At 64.1% G+C, this 20042-nt stretch carries 25 protein-coding genes; 12 read left to right on the plus strand and 13 right to left on the minus strand.

Annotated features, from left to right (window positions below):
• The first annotated feature begins 137 nt into the window (after positions 1-137).
• The 4 genes from H4I97_RS12600 to H4I97_RS12615 all read left to right on the plus strand — a co-directional run bounded on the left by H4I97_RS12600 (position 138) and on the right by H4I97_RS12615 (position 1299).
• A complete protein-coding gene (locus tag H4I97_RS12600) occupies positions 138-347 on the plus strand; it encodes a cold-shock protein (protein WP_182304984.1) in 210 nt (69 codons plus the stop codon).
• Positions 348-457: 110 nt separating this feature from the next.
• Positions 458-742, plus strand: coding sequence for a cold-shock protein (locus H4I97_RS12605; RefSeq protein ID WP_182304985.1), 285 nt, complete (start codon positions 458-460; stop codon positions 740-742).
• Positions 743-771: 29 nt separating this feature from the next.
• Entirely contained in the window at positions 772-1011 is a 240-nt protein-coding gene (gene rpsU, locus H4I97_RS12610; RefSeq protein WP_182304986.1) for a 30S ribosomal protein S21, read from the plus strand.
• 63 nt (positions 1012-1074) lie between these two features.
• The gene (locus H4I97_RS12615) at positions 1075-1299 is read left to right on the plus strand and encodes a hypothetical protein (RefSeq protein WP_182304987.1); all 225 of its coding nucleotides are present in this window, start codon (positions 1075-1077) and stop codon (positions 1297-1299) included.
• Positions 1300-1387: 88 nt separating this feature from the next.
• Here H4I97_RS12615 and H4I97_RS12620 read toward each other — a convergent pair whose 3' ends face one another.
• The 11 genes from H4I97_RS12620 to coxB form a co-directional block, all read right to left on the minus strand.
• The gene (locus H4I97_RS12620; RefSeq protein WP_182304988.1) at positions 1388-2068 is read right to left on the minus strand and encodes an alpha/beta hydrolase; all 681 of its coding nucleotides are present in this window, start codon (positions 2066-2068) and stop codon (positions 1388-1390) included.
• A 1-nt stretch (position 2069) separates the two neighbouring features.
• Positions 2070-3077, minus strand: a complete 1008-nt coding sequence (gene ispH, locus H4I97_RS12625) for a 4-hydroxy-3-methylbut-2-enyl diphosphate reductase (RefSeq protein ID WP_182304989.1) — start codon at positions 3075-3077, stop codon at positions 2070-2072.
• On the minus strand, positions 3077-3442 hold the full coding sequence (locus H4I97_RS12630) for a DUF1304 domain-containing protein (RefSeq protein ID WP_182304990.1): 366 nt from the start codon (positions 3440-3442) through the stop codon (positions 3077-3079). The genes ispH and H4I97_RS12630 overlap by 1 nt, the downstream gene beginning before the upstream one ends.
• 77 nt (positions 3443-3519) lie before the next feature.
• Positions 3520-4260 (minus strand): SURF1 family protein, encoded by a 741-nt coding sequence (locus H4I97_RS12635; protein WP_244658644.1) that lies wholly within the window; start codon positions 4258-4260, stop codon positions 3520-3522.
• Positions 4253-4636 (minus strand): DUF983 domain-containing protein, encoded by a 384-nt coding sequence (locus H4I97_RS12640; RefSeq protein ID WP_182304991.1) that lies wholly within the window; start codon positions 4634-4636, stop codon positions 4253-4255. The genes H4I97_RS12635 and H4I97_RS12640 overlap by 8 nt, the downstream gene beginning before the upstream one ends.
• Positions 4637-4793: 157 nt before the next feature.
• Positions 4794-5672 carry a cytochrome c oxidase subunit 3 gene (locus H4I97_RS12645; RefSeq protein ID WP_182304993.1) on the minus strand — a complete coding sequence of 293 codons (879 nt, stop codon included), beginning with the start codon at positions 5670-5672 and terminating at the stop codon, positions 4794-4796.
• A gap of 58 nt (positions 5673-5730) precedes the next feature.
• Positions 5731-6339 (minus strand): cytochrome c oxidase assembly protein, encoded by a 609-nt coding sequence (locus H4I97_RS12650; protein WP_182304994.1) that lies wholly within the window; start codon positions 6337-6339, stop codon positions 5731-5733.
• A 17-nt stretch (positions 6340-6356) separates the two neighbouring features.
• Positions 6357-6494, minus strand: a complete 138-nt coding sequence (locus H4I97_RS12655; protein ID WP_182304996.1) for a hypothetical protein — start codon at positions 6492-6494, stop codon at positions 6357-6359.
• On the minus strand, positions 6494-7450 hold the full coding sequence (locus tag H4I97_RS12660) for a heme o synthase (protein ID WP_182304998.1): 957 nt from the start codon (positions 7448-7450) through the stop codon (positions 6494-6496). The genes H4I97_RS12655 and H4I97_RS12660 overlap by 1 nt, the downstream gene beginning before the upstream one ends.
• Positions 7451-7530: 80 nt before the next feature.
• Positions 7531-9213 (minus strand): cytochrome c oxidase subunit I, encoded by a 1683-nt coding sequence (gene ctaD, locus H4I97_RS12665; RefSeq protein WP_182304999.1) that lies wholly within the window; start codon positions 9211-9213, stop codon positions 7531-7533.
• Between the two features lie 18 nt (positions 9214-9231).
• Positions 9232-10122 carry a cytochrome c oxidase subunit II gene (gene coxB, locus H4I97_RS12670; RefSeq protein ID WP_182305001.1) on the minus strand — a complete coding sequence of 297 codons (891 nt, stop codon included), beginning with the start codon at positions 10120-10122 and terminating at the stop codon, positions 9232-9234.
• Positions 10123-10443: 321 nt separating this feature from the next.
• Between coxB and H4I97_RS12675 the strand changes: the two genes are divergently transcribed.
• The 4 genes from H4I97_RS12675 (at position 10444) to H4I97_RS12690 (ending at position 13655) form a co-directional block, all read left to right on the plus strand.
• On the plus strand, positions 10444-10965 hold the full coding sequence (locus H4I97_RS12675; RefSeq protein ID WP_182305003.1) for an invasion associated locus B family protein: 522 nt from the start codon (positions 10444-10446) through the stop codon (positions 10963-10965).
• Positions 10966-11106: 141 nt separating this feature from the next.
• Positions 11107-12522 carry a metalloprotease TldD gene (gene tldD / locus H4I97_RS12680; protein ID WP_182305004.1) on the plus strand — a complete coding sequence of 472 codons (1416 nt, stop codon included), beginning with the start codon at positions 11107-11109 and terminating at the stop codon, positions 12520-12522.
• Entirely contained in the window at positions 12519-12944 is a 426-nt protein-coding gene (locus H4I97_RS12685) for a bleomycin resistance protein (protein WP_182305006.1), read from the plus strand. Before tldD ends, H4I97_RS12685 begins: the two co-directional genes overlap by 4 nt.
• Positions 12945-12977: 33 nt before the next feature.
• Entirely contained in the window at positions 12978-13655 is a 678-nt protein-coding gene (locus H4I97_RS12690; RefSeq protein WP_182305007.1) for an HAD family hydrolase, read from the plus strand.
• A 53-nt stretch (positions 13656-13708) separates the two neighbouring features.
• On the opposite strand, the gene H4I97_RS12695 is transcribed toward H4I97_RS12690, so the two are convergent.
• Positions 13709-14995: a D-alanyl-D-alanine carboxypeptidase gene (locus H4I97_RS12695; protein ID WP_182305009.1), complete on the minus strand. Its 1287-nt coding sequence runs from the start codon at positions 14993-14995 to the stop codon at positions 13709-13711.
• 323 nt (positions 14996-15318) lie between these two features.
• Between H4I97_RS12695 and H4I97_RS12700 the strand changes: the two genes are divergently transcribed.
• The 3 genes from H4I97_RS12700 to H4I97_RS12710 all read left to right on the plus strand — a co-directional run bounded on the left by H4I97_RS12700 (position 15319) and on the right by H4I97_RS12710 (position 18801).
• Positions 15319-16776 (plus strand): MFS transporter, encoded by a 1458-nt coding sequence (locus tag H4I97_RS12700; RefSeq protein ID WP_244658645.1) that lies wholly within the window; start codon positions 15319-15321, stop codon positions 16774-16776.
• 66 nt (positions 16777-16842) lie between these two features.
• Positions 16843-17634: a sulfite exporter TauE/SafE family protein gene (locus tag H4I97_RS12705; protein ID WP_182305011.1), complete on the plus strand. Its 792-nt coding sequence runs from the start codon at positions 16843-16845 to the stop codon at positions 17632-17634.
• Between the two features lie 135 nt (positions 17635-17769).
• Positions 17770-18801, plus strand: coding sequence for a polysaccharide deacetylase family protein (locus H4I97_RS12710; RefSeq protein ID WP_182305013.1), 1032 nt, complete (start codon positions 17770-17772; stop codon positions 18799-18801).
• A 6-nt stretch (positions 18802-18807) separates the two neighbouring features.
• Here H4I97_RS12710 and pdxH read toward each other — a convergent pair whose 3' ends face one another.
• Positions 18808-19428 carry a pyridoxamine 5'-phosphate oxidase gene (gene pdxH, locus H4I97_RS12715; RefSeq protein ID WP_148175626.1) on the minus strand — a complete coding sequence of 207 codons (621 nt, stop codon included), beginning with the start codon at positions 19426-19428 and terminating at the stop codon, positions 18808-18810.
• Between the two features lie 108 nt (positions 19429-19536).
• On the opposite strand from pdxH, the gene H4I97_RS12720 reads away from it, so the two are divergent.
• Positions 19537-19944, plus strand: coding sequence for an RT0821/Lpp0805 family surface protein (locus H4I97_RS12720; protein ID WP_182307636.1), 408 nt, complete (start codon positions 19537-19539; stop codon positions 19942-19944).
• The last annotated feature ends 98 nt before the right edge of the window (positions 19945-20042 follow it).

A 20042-nucleotide genomic window follows, 5' to 3' on the forward strand; every position in this document is an offset into this window, starting at 1 on the left:
AATCCATATCTTTGTCTCATCGCACCTTGTTAGCGACTTTTGTGCAGAGCCTCTGCGGCTCTTTCAGATTTCCCTTCATCGTCGATTTATCAGATCGGCCATCCGGCCGGGCACACATGCGATTGAAAGGAATTGTCATGAATACGGGTACAGTAAAGTGGTTCAACAGCACGAAGGGCTTTGGATTCATTCAGCCGGACAACGGTGACCAGGACGTTTTCGTTCACGTCTCCGCTGTCGAACGCGCCGGCATGCGTGGTCTCACTGAAGGTCAGAAGATCAGCTACGACATCGTGCAGGACAAGCGCTCGGGCAAGAGCTCCGCGGACAATCTGCGGGCGGCCTAAGGATTTCTCATTGTCCGCGTGACCACGGATGTACTGGCACGCAGGGGCAATGAAGTGGAAGGTCGGGATAAAACCCGGCCTTTTGTTTTTAGACTGACGAAGGAAGCTTGATGGGCAAGCCTGCTTATCGCACCGGCGACACCGTCGTCCTGAAGCGGGGCGTCTTCCACAAGGATGAAAGCCAGCGCCGCTGCAGCATCAGCGCGGTCCTGCCGGAAGCGCAGGGGCTTGCTCAGTACCGTGTCCAGTTCAACGACGAGAGCTTCGCCCGGCACATCACCGAAGCCGATGTCGACAGGACGGAAACACCGGCTTCGCCGGGCGCCACGCGTTCGGCCTCCGCCGCCGGCGAGGCCAGATGGATCAATCCGAATTCGATCAGGATCAGGAAATAGAATCCACCACAACACACAAGGAGATGTTTTTGCAGGTACTCGTCAGAGAAAATAACGTCGATCAGGCACTGCGTGTGCTCAAGAGAAAGATGCAGAAGGAAGGCCTTTTCCGGGAGATGCGCGACCGGCGCGCCTACGAAAAGCCTTCGGAGAAGCGTGTGAGAGAAAAGGCCGAGGCGATCCGCCGCGTGCGCAAGCTCGCACGCAAGAAGGCGCAGCGCGAGGGCCTGCTGCCTGCTCCGAAGAAGAAGGTCGTGCGGGCACGCTAAGCGTCCGCGCGTCGCGAGGCAGCCGGGCCGGCTGCCTTTTCCCCTCCAGCCAGGGAGAATAACATGACTGCAACCAAAGAAACGTTCTTCAAGCCCGCCAAGATGTCGGCACAGGAGAAGGCGGCACAGACCGACGCCACGGCGCGCGACATTCTCGCTGCCGAAGTCCAGGCGCGGGAGAAGAAGACGGAAAGACTGCGGGCACTGCGCATGGCGCAGCCTGTCGAGAGCCAGCCCACCAAGGCCGCAAAGAGCCGGACGCGCAAGGCCGTCGCTCAGCACTCCTGAAATTTAGACTGCCGCATGGCAGACCCTGCCCGATGCCACCTCGCGGAAGCGGGCCTGCCGACGGTAACAGGTGGGGCCCAAGCCCGCCTCAGCTAACCAGAAAGCGACAGACTTCACCGGCCAGCGTTCGCAGGAAGCCAGCGCGGTCCGGATGCGTGTCGACCACGTGCGGCGGCAGCTCGTTCATGAAGGTGAAGTGCCCGGCACCTTCGACCACGCGGATATCGACCGGGACCACACCTTCGATCGCATCCTTGAGGAACGCGGCCTGCGCCGGCGGCGTGATCGTGTCCCTGTCCCCCACCCAGACTTGAACGGGCACCTTGACGGACGACAGCGAGTCGGGACGCCGGAAGAAATCGGTCGGCGGTGCGAGGAGCGCCAGCCGATCGAACGGATATCCCGCCGCAGCCCTCACCCGCTCCCCGGCGAGCGTATCGGCTTCGGCGCCGGCAAGAAGCAGCAGCGCCACCGTTCCGATCGAATGTCCGAGACCTGCAACCGGCAGTCCGGCCGGGCAATGTCCGGCGGCGAGCGACAGCCTTCGTCTGCGCTCGGAAAGTTCGGCTGCGGTGGGCGCGGGGGACGCAAGCATGTCGAAATGGGGAGCGATCACCAGCATCCCCTCGTCGGCGAACGCCTGCAGGAGCCCCAGATGCCGCAGGGGATTTCCGCCGCGGCCGGCGGCGAAGAGAATGCACCGGCGTGCCGATGACGGCTTCAGTACGGTCACCCCGAAAGCGTTGTCACAATCGTGTGACGGTTGCATCTCAGCCGTTCACCCAGGCCATGTCGTCATGGGTGAGTTCGATGGAACGCAGTTCGCGGTTGACGAGGAAATGCTCGTTCTCGACCGAGAATTCCGCAAGCTCAACCGTCGTATCGTAGCGTTCCTTGAACGCCTCGATGATCTCGTTGACGATCACTTCCGGCGCCGAGGCACCGGCCGACAGCCCGAGCGTGCCGATCGTGCCGATCGCATCCCAGTCGATCTCCGAGGCGCGCTGCACGAGCAGCGACTGCATCGCTCCCGCCTTCAGCGCCACCTCGACGAGGCGCTTTGAATTCGACGAGTTCGGCGCGCCGACGATCAGGAAAAGGTCGCAGCCCGGCGCCGCCTGCTTCACCGCCTCCTGGCGGTTAGTCGTGGCGTAGCAGATCGAATCCGCGGCCGGATCGGCAAGGCTCGGGAAACGCTCCTTGAGCTTGGCGATTACGCCTTCGGTGTCGTCGACGGAGAGCGTCGTCTGGGTGACGTAGCCGAGATTGTCGGGATCGGCAGGCGCATAGGCGGCGGCGTCCTCGACCGTCTCGATCAGCGAGACGGTACCCTCCGCCAATTGCCCCATGGTGCCGATCACCTCCGGATGGCCGGCATGTCCGATCAGCACGACGTGACGGCCGAGCCGCTGGTGGCGCATCGCCTGCTTGTGGACCTTGGAAACCAGCGGACAGGTGGCGTCGAGATAGAAGAGATTGCGCGCCATGGCATCCGCCGGCACCGATTTCGGCACGCCGTGGGCGGAGAAGACGACCGGTTGTTCGCGGTGCTCCTCGGGGATCTCGTCGAGCTCCTCGACGAAGATCGCACCCTTGGCCTCCAGCCCTTCGACGACATAACGGTTGTGGACGATCTCGTGACGCACATAGACCGGAGCGCCGTAGCCTTTCAGCGCCAGCACGACGATCTGGATGGCGCGGTCGACGCCGGCGCAGAAGCCGCGCGGGCCGCAGAGCCTTATCGTCAGTTTCGGTCGGATCGGGTTGGTGTTCGTCATCAGCCAGCCAAGAAAACCAGGATCAGGGCGAGGACGGCCGGCAGCGCCTGGATGTAGAGAATGCGCCGCGAAGCCGTCACGCTTCCATATAGGCCGGCGACGAAGACACAGCCAAGGAAAAAGAGCTTGAGCTCAAAGGCGAATTCCGGAACCGGCTGCACGAGCGCCCAGCCGAGGCCAAGCGCGAGAAAGCCGTTATAGAGCCCCTGATTGGCGGCGAGTACCTTCGTCGCCTCCGCCTGCGGCGGCTTCATGCCGAAGGCCTTGAGGCCCGTCGGCTTCGTCCACAAAAACATCTCCAGCACCAGAATCCAGAGATGTTCGAGCGCAACCAGCGCAGTCAGCAGATCAGCGAGCAGTTTCATCGGTTCCCCCTCCAGCCCATATGGGTTCGTCTTTATCCGCGAAGCTGGCGAGAGGAAAACACCCGCCCTCCCCGCGGCTATTCCGGCTTCCGGCCGCGCAGGAATGCGGTGATCGAGATCACCAGCAGCACGACGGCGAGGCCGTACCAGGTGATCGCGTATTGCAGATGGTCGTTCGGCAGGTCGATCTGCGTCACTCCACCCTTCGGCCAGCCGCCGGGGACCGGCGTCGCGTCCGCATCGACGAAGAACTGGACGACGTTCTCTTCGGCAAGACCGACACTGGCGGCCATGGCGGACAGGTCTTTCCAGTAGAAGATGTCGCCGGCGACGTCGTTATCGGGCACGACCCAGGAGGGCTTGCCTCCGAGACGCGCGCGGGCGAGCCCGGTCACCGTCTGGCGACCCTCCAGCAGGCCCTCGCGGCGGCTCGCCGGGTCCTTCATTTCATAGGGCACGAAGCCGCGATTGACGAAGAGGAAGCGGCCGTCGTCGAGCTGGAACGGGGTGTAGACGTAATAGCCGGTGCGCCCGTCGAAGGTCGCGAAGAAGTGGCGCTCCCTGTCGTTCAGGAAGCGGCCCTCGACGCGAACCGCGCGGTATTCGAAATCCTCTCCGCGGGCGGCCGTGGCCTCGACCTCGGACAGCGGCGCCGGCGGCATTGTGCGACGCGCCTCGATGTCGGCGATCAGCGCCTCCTTCCAGTGGAGACGCCTGACCTGCCAGGTGCCGAGAGACACGAGAACGGAGAGCGCGACAACCAGCAGAACAAGGCTGACGACGAGTTTGGTGCGGCCTGCCGCAGCGCCTTCAGCCACGATCGATCGTTCCCTGCGAGGCGTTGTTCTTGTACTGGAGTGCGACGAGCAGCGCCTTGATGGTGCGCAGGAGCCAGAGCGAAAGCCCGACTGCGAGCGGCCCCCAGAGCAGCGCATGCAGCCAGACCGGCGGCTGGTAGTTGATCTCCGTCCAGACGGCCAGCCCGACGACGATGAAATCGGCGATCAGGATGACGAAGACGGCCGGACCGTCGCCGGCGTCGATGAAAGTGTAGTCGAGACCGCAATTCGTGCAGCGCGGCTTGATCTTGGTCAGCCCGTCGAAGAGCTTGCCCTGCCCGCAGCGGGGGCAGCAGGCACCGAGCGCCGCCTTCACCGGATCGACCGGCGGATACATCGCATTGTCCTCGCTCATGGCGATCCCTTTGCTGCTGATAATACGCTTCTCTTAGAGGATGCCCGTCACCGGGGCAAATCTCCCGCAGGCGACTTCGGTTCCCCTCAGTGCCCGCAACGAAAAAGGCGGCAGTCTCGCCGCCGCCTTTTCCGATAGCCGAAGGATCGTTCCCCGATCAGCCGTGGGCGAGCGGTGCGCCCCAGCCGCCCCAGATGTAGACCGAGAAGAACAGGAAGAGCCAGACCACGTCGACGAAGTGCCAGTACCAGGCGGCCGCCTCGAAGCCGAAGTGCTGCTTCGGGGTGAAATCGCCCTTCAGCGCACGCAGCAGGCAGACGATCAGGAAGATCGTGCCGACGAGCACGTGGAAGCCGTGGAAGCCGGTCGCCATGAAGAAGGTCGAACCGTAGATCGAGTCCTTGAAGGTGAACGGCGCGTGGGCGTATTCGTAGCCCTGCACGAAGGAGAAGAGCGCACCGAGCAGCACGGTCAGCGTCAGCCCGGAAATCAGGCCACGGCGATCGCCGTGCAGGAGCGCATGATGCGCCCAGGTGACGGTGGTGCCGGAGAGCAGCAGGATGATCGTGTTGTAGAGCGGCAGGTGCCAGGGATCGAGGACCTCGATGCCCTTCGGCGGCCACTGGCCTCCGGTGAACTCGACGCGCGAGGCCTGGATGGCTTCGTGCGGGAACAGGCTGGCATCGAAGAAGGCCCAGAACCAGGCGACGAAGAACATCACTTCGGAAGCGATGAACATGATCATGCCGTAGCGCAGGTGCAGCGACACGACACGGGTGTGATGGCCCTCATGGGCTTCCTTGATGGTGTCCGACCACCAGCCGACCATGGTGTAGAGGATGATCGCCAGGCCGATGAAGAACAGCCACGGATGAGCCAGTTCGAGGCCGAAGAGCTCGAACGAACCGCCCGAGAGATAGCGCATGTAGCCGACGCCACCAAAGGTCAGCAGGAACGCCCCGACCGCGGCCAGAAGCGGCCACGGGCTCGGGTCGATGATGTGGTAGTCGTGATTCTTCTGATGCGCTTGGGCCATGTCAGCAATCCCCGAATGTCAAACTGTCCTGAGGTCCGGCGGAGCCGAACCCCTCCTCTCACAATTTCTGGTTCCCGTCCGCCTTTCCGGCAGGCAGGACAGCCACCGGCTTCGTCTCCTCCTGCGGATAGAAGGTGTAGGACAGGGTGATCGTACCGATGTCCTTCGTCTCCGGCGTGTTCACGATCTCCGGATCGATGAAGAAGACGACGGGCATGTCCTTCGTTTCGCCGGGCTTCAGCTCGACCTCGGTGAAACAGAAGCACTCGACCTTGTTGAAGTAGGCGGCGGCCTCCATCGGCGTCACGTTGAAGACGGCCTGCCCCTTCTTCAGTTCGGACGAATTGTTGGTGGCAGTGAAGTGAACCTTCACCGTCTCGCCGATCTTCGGCGTCACCCCGCGTTCGACCGGCTTGAACTTCCACATCAGCCCCGGCGCGACATTGGCGTCGAAGGTGACGCGCATCGTCCGGTCGAGAATGACGCTCGAAACCTGTTCGACGCGCTGGGTCGTACCGTTGTAGCCGGTCACCTGGCAGAACATGCGGTAGAGCGGCACGGCGGCGAAGCTCATGCCCACCATGCCGCCGACGAAGGCGACACAGGCGACGAGGATCGCCGCGTTGCTGCGTCCCTTGCCGGCCGGGATCTTCGTATTCTCTGCCAAGGTCCGACCTCCGTCCTTTACTGGGCCATGCCGCTGATCTTCACCAGCGTCACGACGTAGAACAGCACCACCAGCGCCGCGAGCACGATGCCGAGCGCGATGTTGCGGCCACGGCGAGATTTCTTCTGGCTGTCGTTGAGCTTGACGGTTTCCATCAGTTTGCCCCTCCAAGAAGGGTCGCGAATGTCACGACGTAATGGTCAACGAGAAGCGCCAGGAAGACTGCGAAGAGATAGACGAGCGAGAAGCCGAAGAGCTTTTTCGCAGGAACCATCTTCTCGTCGCCTTCCGGCATGCGCCAGACGCCGATCGAGTAGTAGACGAAGCCCGCGCCGAGAACGGCCGCGAAGGCACCGTAGTAGGACGAGGACAGTCCGGTGAAGGCCGGCGCGACGCCGGCTGCCGCGGTCAATACCGCGTAGAGGGCGATCTGCCGCTTGGTGGCCGGGATGCCGGCGACATTCGGCAGCATCGGCACGCCGACGGCGCCGTAGTCACGCATCTTGAACAGCGCGAGCGCCCAGAAGTGAGCCGGTGTCCAGAGGAAGATCACCAGGAAGAGCAGGATGCTGTCGAGCGAGACGCCACCCGTCACGCAGGCCCAGCCGACCATAGGCGGGAAGGCGCCGGCCGCACCGCCGATGACGATGTTCTGCGGGGTCAAGCGCTTCAGCCACATCGTGTAGACGACGGCGTAGAAGAAAATGGTGAAGGCGAGCAGGCCGGCGGCGAACCAGTTGACTGCGAGCCCGAGGATCGCGACCGAAAAGACCGAAAGCGTCAGGCCGAAGGCGAGCGCTTCGGTGGGCAGGATGCGGCCGGCCGGGATCGGACGGCGGGCGGTGCGGCTCATGACGGCGTCGATATCGGCGTCGTACCACATGTTGAGCGCGCCGGAGGCCCCTGCCCCGACAGCGATGCAGAGAATGGCGATGGCGCCGAGCACGGGATGGATCTGCCCCGGCGCGAGCACGAGACCGGCAAAGGCGGTGAAGACGACGAGCGACATGACCCGCGGCTTCAAAAGCGCGAAGTAGTCGCGTGCACTGGCTTCGGACAGGCGCAGTTCGCCATCCATCCCAAGCGCTTCGCAGTTGTCGACAACCGTCATAGTTTCCGTCCCGATATTCCTGATTTCCGGTCGCCGCGCTACCGGAGCGCGGCGATCGTTTTCGTTTCAGCGTGTGCCGCTTACTTGACGCGCGGCAGCTGCTCCCACTGGTGGTATGGCGGCGGAGAGCTCAGCTGCCATTCCAGCGTGGTCGCACCGACGCCCCACGGGTTGTCGCCGGCGACGCGCTTCTTCGCAAAGGCTTCGAAGACGCCGAAGAGGAAGATCACCACGCCGAAGGCCGAGATGTAGGAGCCGATCGAGGAGACGTAGTTCCAGCCGGCGAACGCATCCGGATAGTCGATGTAGCGGCGCGGCATCCCGGCGAGGCCGAGGAAGTGCTGCGGGAAGAACACCATGTTCACACCGATGAACATGACCCAGAAGTGCAGGTTGCCGACCGTCTCGTTGTACATGTAGCCGGTCATCTTCGGGAACCAGTAGTACCAGGCGGCGAAGATGGCGAAGACGGCGCCGAGCGACAGAACGTAGTGGAAGTGAGCCACCACGTAGTAGGTGTCGTGCAGCGAGCGGTCGAGACCGGCGTTCGCCAGCTGCACCCCGGTTACACCGCCGACGGTGAACAGGAAGATGAAGCCGATCGCCCAGATCATCGGCGTGCGGAACGACAGCGAGCCGCCCCACATCGTCGCGATCCAGGAGAAGATCTTGATGCCGGTCGGCACCGCGATGACCATGGTGGCGAAGACGAAGTAGCGCTGGGCGCCGAGCGACAGGCCGACCGTGTACATGTGGTGCGCCCACACGACGAAGCCGACGGCACCGATGGCGACCATGGCATAAGCCATGCCGAGGTAACCGAAAACCGGCTTGCGCGAGAAGGTCGAGATGATGTGGCTGATGATGCCGAAACCGGGCAGGATCAGGATGTACACTTCCGGATGACCGAAGAACCAGAACAGGTGCTGGTAGAGGATCGGGTCACCGCCGCCTTCCGGAGCGAAGAAGGTCGTGCCGAAGTTACGGTCGGTGAGCAGCATGGTGATGCCGCCGGCGAGAACCGGGAGCGACAGCAAGAGCAGGAAGGCGGTTACAAGAACGGACCAGGCGAAGAGCGGCATCTTGTGCAGCGTCATGCCCGGAGCGCGCATGTTGAGAATGGTGGTGATGAAGTTGATCGCGCCGAGGATCGACGACGCACCGGAAACGTGGAGCGCGAAGATCGCAAGGTCGACCGCCGGACCCGGCTGGCCGGACGTCGCAAGCGGCGGATACATCGTCCAGCCGCCGCCGACGCCGTAACCACCGGCCGGACCTTCGACGAACATCGACAGGATCAGCAGCAGGAAGGCCGGGACGAGCAGCCAGAAGGAGATGTTGTTGAGACGTGGGAACGCCATGTCCGGAGCGCCGATCATGATCGGGATCATCCAGTTGGCGAAGCCGCCGATCAGCGCCGGCATAACCATGAAGAAGATCATGACCAGGGCGTGCGCCGTGGTGAACACGTTGAACATGTGCTTGCCACCGTCGATCGCGGCGTCACCTTCGAAGCCGTAGACGATCGATGCCAGGCCGTGGAAGATCTGGATGCCCGGCTCCTGCAGCTCGGCGCGCATGGCGACCGAAAGCGCCGCACCGATGATGCCGGCGATGATCGCGAAGATCAGGTAGAGGGTGCCGATATCCTTGTGGTTCGTCGAGAACAGCCAGCGGGCGGCAAAGCCCGGCTTGTGGTCGTGATGGTCATGATGCGCGCCCTGACCGTGAGCGTGCTCTTCGTGGGCAACAGGTCCAGCCATTGTCCGCACTCCCCTTCCTTATTTCGAAACGTTATCGGCAAGCTGTACGGACTTGTCCGCACCGTCGACCGCGGCCATCAGCGCCTTGTTGGCGTCCTCCACGCTGGTGGTCGCAGCTTCGAGCCAGGCGACATACTTGTCTTCTGCGACCACGCGGATGGCGATCGGCATGAACGCGTGATCCTTGCCGCAGAGCTCCGAACACTGGCCGTAGAACAGGCCTTCACGGTCGGCCCTGAACCAGGTTTCGTTGAGGCGGCCCGGGACGGCGTCGATCTTGATGCCGAAAGACGGCATGGCGAAGGCGTGGATGACGTCGGTCGGAGCCGCGGTCACCAGAAGACGGACCGTCTTGCCGACCGGTACGACCATTTCGTTGTCGACGGCGAGAAGGCGCGGATAGGCATCCTTGTCTTCCTTGCCTGCGGCGGCGCGCTCCTCATCGGTCTTCAGCATGTAGGAATCGAAGGAGACCTGCTTGTCGCCCTGGTATTCATAATTCCACTGCCACTGCGTCGCGGTCGCCTTGATCGTGATGTCCGGATTTTCCGGCTGGACGAGCTGCGCGGAGAGCAGGTTGAAGGAGGGGATCGCGAAGAAGAGAAGCACGAGGACCGGTCCCAAGGTCCAGATGATCTCGATCGTCGTGTTGTGGCTGGTCTTCGACGGCACCGGATTTGAACCCGAGCGGAAACGCAGAACCACCGCGATCAGCAGGAAGAGTACCAGGAGCGTGATCGGAACGATGAACCAGAGCGTATAATGCTCGAACCAGCGGATCTGCTCCATGATCGGCGTGGCTGCCGGCTGGAGATCGGTTTGCCAGGGCGCAGGCTGATCGGCAAAGCCGGCGGAAGCAAAAAGCAGACAGGTCGTGGCGACCAGCGCTGCACAAGCTCTCTTAATCACGGTATCTCTCCCTCAAGCGTTTGATCCACATCAAATGGAAACGCAAAATCCATGCTATGGGTTTCTGTTTAAAATCACAGTTTGCCCCCGACCGCAATACGCCTAACCGAATGGCACTGCGGCATTTTTGCGCTACGTCAATTTGTCGCAGCAACATCCGACAGAGAGCCTTGACGGCGTCATTAAAGCGCGCTTTTCGACCGTATGGACGTCTTGCCGGTCCCAAATATGCCGCACTCCGGAGAAAAGACGTTCCGGGGCTTTTCAATACCGCGCCCGGCGACAAGAATGGCGGCGATGATTCGAATTCCAGAGGTATCCATGGGTGTTCCAGCACTTCTCAGGTCGGGCGTGCTTGCGCTGGCCGTTGCCGCAGCAGCCGGAACGGGTTTTGCGCAGACGCCGCAACAGCCCGGCACCGTGCGCTCCAATCACGGCGCCTGGTCGATCATCTGTGATACGCCGGCCGGCGCCTCCGTCGAGCAGTGCGCCCTGATGCAGAACGTCGTTGCCGACGACCGGCCGGAAGTCGGGCTCTCGGTAGTGGTCCTGAAGACCGCCGACCGCAAGGCGAAGGTGCTGCGCATCCTCGCGCCGCTCGGCGTGTTGTTGAAGGACGGCATGGAACTCTTCATCGACGGCAACAATATCGGCCGCGCCTATTTCACCCGCTGCTTCGCCGAGGGCTGCTATGTCGAGGTCGAGATCGACGAGGAGCTCATGAAGATTCTCCGGGCCGGCAAGAGTGCGGTCTTCGCGCTCAGGGAATCGGCCGACCAGGACCGTGTGGGCATTCCGATCGAGCTCACCGGCTTTGCCGAGGGCTATGACGCCCTGCCCTGAGCAGCAGCCGGCGACGAATGACCTGACGGCGCATTGCCCTTTCCGCCCGGCCCTCCGGGCGGGCGGGCTTGCCTCCACCCCCTGCCGGACCTACATCGGGTTCGAAGGAGCGCGTCTGCCGCCCGCGCCCAAGGAGCTTTGATGGATACCGATCTTCTCAACCTTTTCGACTGTGACGAGACGAAGCTGCGCTTGGTGCTCGCCGAAACCCTTTCGGGCGCCGACGACGGCGAACTGTTCGTCGAGCACGCGCAGGCCGAATCACTCACCTTCGACAACGGTCGCCTGAAGGGCGGCAGCTTCAACACCGATCAGGGCTTCGGGCTCCGGGCGGTTGCCGGCGAGGCTGTCGGCTACGCGCATGCGGGCGAGCTTTCGCTTTCGGCGCTGTCGCGAGCCGCCGAAGCGGTCTCCGCCGTCACCCGCGGCCATGGCGGCAGCTATGCCGCCGCACCCCAGCGCACCAACCGCAAGCTCTACGGCGAGGAGAACCCGATCGGTTCGCCGACCTTCGAGGAAAAGGTGAAGCTTCTTTCCGAGGTTGACGCCTACCTGCGCGACAAGACCGACAAGGTCCGCCAGGTCACGGCATCGATTGCCGCAAGCTGGCAGGTCGTCGAGATCCTGCGTGCCGACGGCCACCGGGTGCGCGACATCCGCCCGATGACGCGGCTCAACATCTCCGTCGTCGCCGGCGAGGGCGACCGCCAGGAAACCGGTTCCTTCGGCATCGGCGGGCGTATCGGCTTCGGCGACTTCCTGACCGAAGAGAGCTGGAAGAACGGCGCCGACGAGGCGCTTCGCCAGGCGCTCGTCAACCTCGACGCGATCGATGCGCCCGCCGGCACCATGGATGTCGTGCTCGGCAACGGCTGGCCGGGCGTGATGCTGCACGAGGCGGTGGGCCACGGGCTCGAAGGCGACTTCAACCGCAAGAAGACCTCCGCCTTCGCCGGACGGATGGGCGAGATGGTCGCGGCCCCCGGCGTCACGATCGTCGACGACGGCACGATCGACCTTCGCCGCGGCTCGATCACCGTCGACGACGAGGGGACGCCCTCCGGATACAACGTGCTGATCGAGAACGGCCGCCTCGTCGGCTACATGCAGGACCGGCAGAACGCCCGACTGATGGGCATGAAGGCGACCGGCAACGGCCGCCGGCAGGGTTATTCGCACCAGCCGATGCCGCGCATGACCAATACCTACATGCTCGGCGGCGACAAGACCCCGGAAGAGATCATCGCCTCGGTGACGCGCGGCATCTACGCCGTCTCCTTCGGCGGCGGGCAGGTGGACATTACCTCCGGCAAGTTCGTCTTCGGCTGCACCGAAGCCTACATGATCGAGGACGGCAAGATCGGTGCGCCGGTGAAAGGCGCGATGCTGATCGGCAACGGCCCGGAGGCGATGAAGCGCATCTCCATGGTCGGCAACGACATGAAGCTCGACACCGGCATCGGCAATTGCGGCAAGGGCGGCCAGTGGGTGCCGGTCGGCGTCGGCCAGCCGCATCTGAGGATGGACCAGGTGACCGTCGGCGGCACACGGACGTGAGCGGCAACGTCCTCGTCCCGGAACTGGCGATCAGCGACTGGCGTTCCAGCCGCTCTTTCTATACTGACCTGATCGGCTTCGACGTCGCCTATGAGCGGCCCGAGGAAGGCTTCAGCTTCCTGTGTCTCGGCGACGCGCAACTGATGATCGACCAAGTCGGGATGGGCCGAACATTCGCGCTGGACGGCGCACCGTTCGAACGACCCTTCGGCCGCGGCCTCAATCTGCAGATCCGGGTGCCGGCCGTCGAGCCGATACTGCGGCGCCTGGAGAAAGCCGGGATCAATCCCTATCTTTCCCTCGAGGAAAAGTGGTATCGCCGCGACGACCTGGAAGTTGGCAATCGCCAGTTCATGGTGGCGGACCCGGACGGCTACCTGCTTCGGCTCTACGAGGACCTCGGCAGCCGACCGGCGACGTGACAGAATAAAGAAACCGAAGGAAACCGAGACAAGATGCTGCCCCGCCTGCCCCGCGCCGTCGTCTTCGACATGGACGGCCTGATCCTCGACAGCGAAATCCTCTACCGCAAGTCGGTGATCTCGGCGGCGACGGAAAAGGGATTGCCGATCGGTCCGTCGATCTACGAGGCGATGATGGGGCAACCCTGGCCGGGCATCGCGCAGCTGATGACTGATCATTACGGCGAGGACTTCGATCCGGATGCCTTCCGCACCGTCTGGATCGACCATTTCGACCGTCTGATCGCGACCGAACTCAAGCTGAAGGCCGGCGTCACGGCACTTCTCGATACACTCGACCGGCACGGCATTCCGCGGGCGATCTGCACCTCCTCGGCCCACCACCAGGTGCGTCACCATCTCGAAGGCTTCGGCCTGCTGCCGCGCTTCGACCACGTCATCGCCCAGGGCGACTATGCCCGCGGCAAACCGGCGCCCGATCCGTATCTCGCCGCGGCGGAGCGGCTCGGCGTCGCGCCGGAGGACTGTCTTGCGCTCGAAGATTCCCACAACGGCATCCGCTCGGCGGCCGCCGCCGGCATGATGGCGGTGATGGTGCCGGACCTGCTCGCCCCGACGGACGAGATCGTCGCGCTCTGTGCGCGGGTCGCCGGGAGCCTCGATGAGTGTTGCGCCTTCTTCACGGAGCCACTGGCGGCGGAGCGGGCGTAGACCCATCGGGCGCGAAACGCCATTCCCCGTAGAACAGAAGAGCGCGGCGCCGGTCAGCCGTTGATCGGCATCAGCACGCAGTCGTAGCGGTTTTCGACGAGTTTCTCACAGGCGCGGCGCGCGTCGACCTTGCTGTCGAAGCCGCCGAAGCGGGCGCGGTAGAAGGTGTTGCCGTTGCGCGAGACGCGCTCGGTATAGGCGTTGTGGTTGGCGAGCGGTCCGCCGATCTTCGCCTTGGCATCGGCAAGCAGGCCCATGGCTGCCTCGGCGCTCGCCGCAGCGGCAATCTGGATCTGCCATTTCCCGCCGCCGCGCACCGGCAGTGCAGGCTTCGGCATGGCGATGCTCTCGACGGCCGCGACCGCATCCGAGGCGTTGCCGGCATCGGCAAAAGCGGTGCCGTAACGGCTTTCGGGAAGCTGCGTGGCATCGCTGATGAGTTCGGCAACGGCATCACGATCCGGTGCGCCAACGGGAACCGGCACTTCGTTGCCGAGGCGAGCGATCACCGCACCGGGACCGTTGCTGGCAACCAGCGAGGAACCGCCCGAAGCCTTGCGGATATAGCCGTCGATGAGCTTCGCCATCAGCTTGTCGCGGCTGGCGGCGCTGCGGCCGCCCATCACGACACCGATCACGCGGCGATCGCCGTCGGCGACGGCGCTGACGAGATTGTAGCCGGAGGCGTTGGTGTAGCCGGTCTTGATGCCGTCCATGCCCTTGTAACGGTACATGAGGTTGTTGTGGCCGTTGATCGTGCGGCCGCGGAAGGCGAAGGAACGGGTGGAGAAGAGCTTGTATTCCCGCGGGAAGTCGCGCATCAGCGCCAGCCCGAGGGTCGACATGTCGCGCGCCGTGGTGATCTGGCGGTCGTCGGGAAGGCCGGACGCGTTGACGAAGACCGTGTTCGGCATGCCGAGCGAACGGGCCTTGCGGGTCATCAGCTCGGCGAAGGCGGGCTCGGAGCCCCCGAGCTTCTCGGCCATGGCAACGGCGGCATCGTTCGCCGACTGCACGATCATGCCGAGCACGGCTTCCCGGACGGTAATCGTGTCACCCGCCTTGACGCGCAGCTTGGTCGGCGGACGCGAGGAGGCGTATTTCGAGAACGGTACCGGGCTGTCCCAGGAGAGAGCGCCGCGGCGGATCGCCTCGAAGGTCATATAGATCGTCATCATCTTGGTCAGCGAGGCCGGATGATTGAAGTCGTCGCCATTTTCCGAGGCTAGGACCTTTCCGGTCCGCGCGTCGAGAAGGAACTGGGCGCCGCCGGCATTGGCAGAACTGGTGAAACAGCCGATCACTACAAAAAACGAGAGCGCGACCAGTAGCTTATTCATCATTCCTCCACGGGAGCGGATCAGAAACACGAGAATGTCCGGGTGACGGGAATCGGCCTGCCGATTCGAAGACCGGGGGATGCCTAGACGAAGAATGCGGCGACAATCGAGCAATACAGCCATAATCTGATCGGTGAAGCTGGTCCGACGCTGGTGTCGGTCGGGTGGGCGGCGCGGCGCACAGAAATCGCCGGTCGTGGTTAACATCACCTTTCACCGCAGGCGTCGCCGACGACGAAAAAATCCCCCTTTACCTCAATCACGGTTGAGGTCGTAGCGTCCGAACGTCACCTTGAAGGACCCGCAAAGGAAAGCAACGACCGATGACCGTCCACGAACGAGAGATCACCGAGATGTCGCCCGCCGCACCCGAAGAGGGCGACGGCCGCTGGCTGGAGCTGCTCGCGCCGCATTACCTCGTCGCAACCGCGATGCTATGCCTTGGCGTGGCGCTCTACGCCTTCAACGGCTTCCTCGTCAGCACGGTGATGCCGACAACCGTCGCCGAACTCGGCGGCGAGGCGGTCATCTCCTGGTCGCTGACACTCTTTCTCACCGCCTCGATCATCGCCGGCGCGAGCGCGGCCATGCTGAAGGAACGATTCGGCGCCCGTCTCGTCCTCACCGCCGCGGCCCTCGTCTTCCTCGCCGGTACGCTGCTCGCGGCGACGGCGTCCACAATGGCCACCGTCCTTCTCGGGCGCATCGGACAGGGGCTCGGCGAAGGCGTGGTCGCGGCGATCTGCTACGCGCTGATCCCCGAAATCTTCCCGCGGCGGCTGGTGCCGAAGGTCTTCGGCGCCGAGGCTCTGGTCTGGGCGCTCGCCGCCTTCGGCGGCCCGGTGCTCGCCGGCTATCTCACCGAGACGATCTCCTGGCGTGCAGCCTTCTTCGTCAACGTGCCGATCACCGCGATCTTCGTCTTGATGGCAGTCACGATCGTGCCAAAGCGGCAGGGCGGAGAGGTGCGGAACACGAGTTTTCCCGGGCTCCGGCTCGCCCTTCTCGCCACAGCGCTGGTGACGGTGCTCGTCGCCGGCCTTTCCGATGTCTCGTCGCAAGCGGCAATCGCGCTGGTCGTCGCCGCGCTTGCGATCGTCGGTTCGCTGCGTCTTGACCGGCGGGCGAAGGAGACAGTCTTGCCGTCGGGCGCCTTCTCCCTCAACTCGACGCTGGGGCTCGGGCTCTGGGCCGTGCTGCTGATGTCGCTCGCACAGGCAACGAGCAGCGTCTATCTCGTCTTCAGCCTGCAGAACCTCTGGCACTTTCCGCCGACGGCAGCCGGCGGCATGAGCGCACTGATGGCGATCTGCTGGAGCCTGACGGCGATCGGCGTCGCCAACCTCCGGACGGAGGACAGCAAGCGCAGCATGATCTGGATCGGCCCGCTGCTCCTCGTCGGAGGGCTCGGCCTGCTGGTCGCATCGTTGCTCTCGGGCAAGATCGCCCTGCTCGTCGTTGCGCAGGTGGCGATCGGCACCGCCTTCGGTGTGAGCTGGGGGTATCTGAGCCAGATGCTGATGGACACCGCCCCCGCGCATGAGCGCGACAAGACCTCGACGCTGCTGCCGACGCTGCAATCGGCAGGCTATGCGCTCGGCGGTGCGCTTGCCGGGCTTGCGGCGAATGCCGCCGGGCTTGCGGCGGCGAGAAGCGCCGAGGGCATGCGGGGGCCGCTCATCACGGCCTTCATCCTCGCCTTCTTCTGGTCCCTGCCGGCCGCCCTCGTCTCCTGGCGTGCGGTCCGGCTGCTCCGAAAGCCGTCGGCCGGTACCCGCTGATGCCGGCTGTTCTCCCGCTGTGCGACTCTGCTAGACAGGGTCTCCGCACGCAGGAGGATGAAGGGCATGGAGCCCACGCAGATCACGCTCGCAGCCATTCCCGCCTATGTCTCCGGCCTCAGCACCGGCACGCTCTCCTTCCTTCTCGCCTCGGCGCTCGTCGCGGGACTGGCGCGCGGCTTTTCCGGCTTCGGCGGCGCACTGATCTTCATTCCGCTGGCAAGTTCCGTGGTCGAGCCGCGGCTCGCCGTGGCCGTCCTCTTCCTGATCGATCTGGTGATGGCCCTGCCGATGCTTCCCGACGCCGTGCGGCAGGCCGATAAGCGGGAGGCCGGCACGATGCTCATCGGGGCGCTTGCCGGCGTGCCGCTCGGCACGATGATCCTCGCCCGCACCGATCCGCTCGCCGTCCGCTGGGCGATCATCGCCGTTGTCATTTCTCTGCTCGCCCTGCTGGTGTCCGGCTGGCGCTATCACGGAAAGCCGACGGCACCGCTTACCATCGGCGTCGGTGCTGTTGCGGGCGTGTTCGGCGGCGCGGCGCAGGTGAGCGGACCGCCGGTCGTCGCCTACTGGCTCGGCGGAGCGCTGCCGGCGACCACGGTGCGCGCCAATCTCGTCTTCTATTTCGCGATGAGTTCGCTGATCACGGGCGTCAACTACGTGTTCGCCGGCTTCTTCGACGTGCCGGCATTTGCGTTGTCGCTGGTCGCCGGCCCCGTCTTCGGCCTCGGCGTGCTTGCCGGGGCTCGCCTCTTCGGCAAGGCAGACGACCGGCTTTTCCGACGCATCTGCTACGCTCTGATCGCCGCCGCCGCTATCATCGGCCTGCCGCTGCTCGACAGCCTGTTGCGCTGAAAGCGGAATGCAATTCCCCGTAGATTTCGGGGTGACGCGGCAACTCTCGCTTAACGCCAGTCGGCTACGGTCGCCTCACGCTACGCGAAACGGCACCACGGATGCCTCGCCGGCAGGAGTGAAGGACGGAAAACCATGTTGAAGGAGTTTGCGAGACGCGGCGTCATCACCGCCGGGCTGGAAGCATCGCACCTCTTGCGACGCGCGGGCGCGATGGCGTCGGCGCGCGGGCTCGGCGCGATCTTCACGCTACACCAGGTCCGGCCCTTCGTTCCGACCCCGACCGACGTCAACGAACATCTCGAGATCACGCCGGAATTCCTCGACGCCGCGATCCGACAGCTGAAGGCAGAAGGCTACCGGTTCGTGCCTCTCGAAGAGGTCCCTGCCCTTCTGCGCTCGCCGGAACCGGGACGGCCCTTCGCCGCCATCACGCTCGACGACGGCTACCGCAACAATCGCGACCACGCGCTGCCGGTCTTTGAACGGCATAGCGTTCCGTTTACCGTCTTCGTCTGTCGCGGATTTTCCGAACGCAGCCACACGATCTGGTGGGAGACGGCCGCGGCGATCCTCTGCCGGCAACGGCGGGTGGACCTCAGCGGCAGCGAGCCGATCGTCCGTGATGTCCGCACTGGCGCCGAGATGCGCGCGGCCTTTCGCGGCATGGCCGACGCGATCTGCGCCGAGGGCGAGGATGCGATGATCGAAAGGCTCGACCGCGCGGCGCGCGCAATCGGCATCGCCCCCGAGGCCATCGTCGAGGATCTCGTGATGTCTGGGGAGGAGCTCGCGGCCTTCGCGCGCCATCCGCTCGTCACCCTCGGCGCCCATTCCGTGAGCCACCGCTCGCTCGGCTTTCTCGATCCCGCGACGATCGCCGCCGAGGTATGCCGGTCTGCCGACTACGTGGAGGAGATCGCCGGCCGGCGGCCGGCGGCCTTCGCCTATCCCTACGGCGATGGTCGCAGCGTCACGAAGGAAAGCATCCGTGCCGTCGAGGATGCCGGATGCCGCCTTGCGGTGACGACATCCCCCGGCACGCTCAACAACCAGTCTTCCGGGCACCTTTTCCGGTTGCCGAGGATTTCGCTGAACGGCTTCTACCAGAAGAGGCGCTACGTCTCCGCGCTCGCCTCCGGCATTCCCTTCCGCCTCAAGGGCTGAGAATCCTCAGGGATACATTCTTACCTTGGTCCACGGCGAATCGACCGTCTCGCGACGGAATTCGATCCGGTCGTGCAGGCGGAACTTGCGGTCGTGCCAGAACTCGATCGAGGTGGGGCGAATGCGGAAGCCCGACCAGTGGGCCGGCCGGGGCACGTCGCCGAAGGCGTAGCGCGCGGTGTATTCGGCGACCGCCTTTTCGAGTGCGAACCGGCTCTCCAGCGGACGGGACTGCTTCGACGCCCAGGCGCCGATGCGGCTGCCGAGCGGACGGGAACGGTAATAGATGTCCGCCTCCTCGTCCGAGACGACTTCGACCTCACCACGCAGGCGCACCTGGCGACGCAGCGATTTCCAGTGAAAGCACATCGCCGCCTTCTTCTGGCCGAGGATTTCGCGTCCCTTCTGGCTCTCGAAGTTGGTGTAGAAAACGAAGCCGCGGGTATCGAACTCTTTCAACAGGACCATGCGGACGTTCGGAAGGCCGTTCTCGTCGACGGTCGCGAGCGCTACAGCGTTGGGATCATTGATCTCCGAGGCCTCCGCGTCCTTCAGCCACATCCCGAAAAGGGTGAAAGGTTCATTCTCTTCGGTAAAGTCACCGCTTGTTAACTTCGATTCAGACATATTAAGTCGAATGCTCCTGAAATTCATCACCAATGCCCAGGTTCGCAGCGCTGGACAGGACGCCCATTGAGAGACATAGCAAAGTCAGAGACAGGCACAAAGGGCAGGATGCCCGGCTTCGGCAGGATTGTCGCCGTCGCCCTTCTCGCACTTCCGCTGACCGGCTGCATGGCCGGAGGGCTCGGCCTTTTCGGCGATGACAAGGTCGACCGCTCGATCGCAACCGGCACCGTCGCCGGAAGCCATGGAAACGGCAGCTCCGACGAAATGACCGTTCAGAACGCCGTATCCTCGGCGGATCTCGAGAAGCTCGGCACCAACCCGCTGCCATGGGCGAACGCCTCGACCGGCAGCGCCGGCGTCGTTACCGCGATTCGCGAGCAGAAGCAGGGCGGCGTCGTCTGCCGGGACTTCTCGACAACCCGCCACTCCTACGAAGGCATCGCCTACTTCAGCGGCAAGACCTGCGCGGTCGGACCCGGCTGGCGGCTCATGAACTTCGACCGGCAGTCCTGAGGCGCCGTCCTTCGCAAGGGCCGACCTCGCCGTTCGCGCACCGGCCCCGTATCACCGTGGTACGCTCGTTCATTCCCCGTAACTTCTAATTAGCAACT

This window comes from Ciceribacter thiooxidans (assembly GCF_014126615.1).
Classification (GTDB): domain Bacteria; phylum Pseudomonadota; class Alphaproteobacteria; order Rhizobiales; family Rhizobiaceae; genus Allorhizobium; species Allorhizobium thiooxidans.

Coding starts and splice junctions, on each gene's coding strand:
- H4I97_RS12720 (WP_182307636.1), top strand. CDS start 19,537: ATGCCCGGCTTCGGCAGGATTGTCGCCGTCGCCCTTCTCGCACTTCCG.
- H4I97_RS12615 (WP_182304987.1), top strand. CDS start 1,075: ATGACTGCAACCAAAGAAACGTTCTTCAAGCCCGCCAAGATGTCGGCA.
- ispH (WP_182304989.1), bottom strand. CDS start 3,077: ATGACGAACACCAACCCGATCCGACCGAAACTGACGATAAGGCTCTGC.
- ctaD (WP_182304999.1), bottom strand. CDS start 9,213: ATGGCTGGACCTGTTGCCCACGAAGAGCACGCTCACGGTCAGGGCGCG.
- H4I97_RS12600 (WP_182304984.1), top strand. CDS start 138: ATGAATACGGGTACAGTAAAGTGGTTCAACAGCACGAAGGGCTTTGGA.
- H4I97_RS12630 (WP_182304990.1), bottom strand. CDS start 3,442: ATGAAACTGCTCGCTGATCTGCTGACTGCGCTGGTTGCGCTCGAACAT.
- tldD (WP_182305004.1), top strand. CDS start 11,107: ATGGATACCGATCTTCTCAACCTTTTCGACTGTGACGAGACGAAGCTG.
- H4I97_RS12700 (WP_244658645.1), top strand. CDS start 15,319: ATGACCGTCCACGAACGAGAGATCACCGAGATGTCGCCCGCCGCACCC.
- H4I97_RS12605 (WP_182304985.1), top strand. CDS start 458: ATGGGCAAGCCTGCTTATCGCACCGGCGACACCGTCGTCCTGAAGCGG.
- H4I97_RS12655 (WP_182304996.1), bottom strand. CDS start 6,494: ATGGAAACCGTCAAGCTCAACGACAGCCAGAAGAAATCTCGCCGTGGC.
- H4I97_RS12710 (WP_182305013.1), top strand. CDS start 17,770: ATGTTGAAGGAGTTTGCGAGACGCGGCGTCATCACCGCCGGGCTGGAA.
- H4I97_RS12640 (WP_182304991.1), bottom strand. CDS start 4,636: ATGAGCGAGGACAATGCGATGTATCCGCCGGTCGATCCGGTGAAGGCG.
- H4I97_RS12705 (WP_182305011.1), top strand. CDS start 16,843: ATGGAGCCCACGCAGATCACGCTCGCAGCCATTCCCGCCTATGTCTCC.
- pdxH (WP_148175626.1), bottom strand. CDS start 19,428: ATGTCTGAATCGAAGTTAACAAGCGGTGACTTTACCGAAGAGAATGAA.
- H4I97_RS12695 (WP_182305009.1), bottom strand. CDS start 14,995: ATGAATAAGCTACTGGTCGCGCTCTCGTTTTTTGTAGTGATCGGCTGT.
- H4I97_RS12620 (WP_182304988.1), bottom strand. CDS start 2,068: ATGCAACCGTCACACGATTGTGACAACGCTTTCGGGGTGACCGTACTG.
- H4I97_RS12675 (WP_182305003.1), top strand. CDS start 10,444: ATGGGTGTTCCAGCACTTCTCAGGTCGGGCGTGCTTGCGCTGGCCGTT.
- H4I97_RS12690 (WP_182305007.1), top strand. CDS start 12,978: ATGCTGCCCCGCCTGCCCCGCGCCGTCGTCTTCGACATGGACGGCCTG.
- H4I97_RS12645 (WP_182304993.1), bottom strand. CDS start 5,672: ATGGCCCAAGCGCATCAGAAGAATCACGACTACCACATCATCGACCCG.
- H4I97_RS12660 (WP_182304998.1), bottom strand. CDS start 7,450: ATGACGGTTGTCGACAACTGCGAAGCGCTTGGGATGGATGGCGAACTG.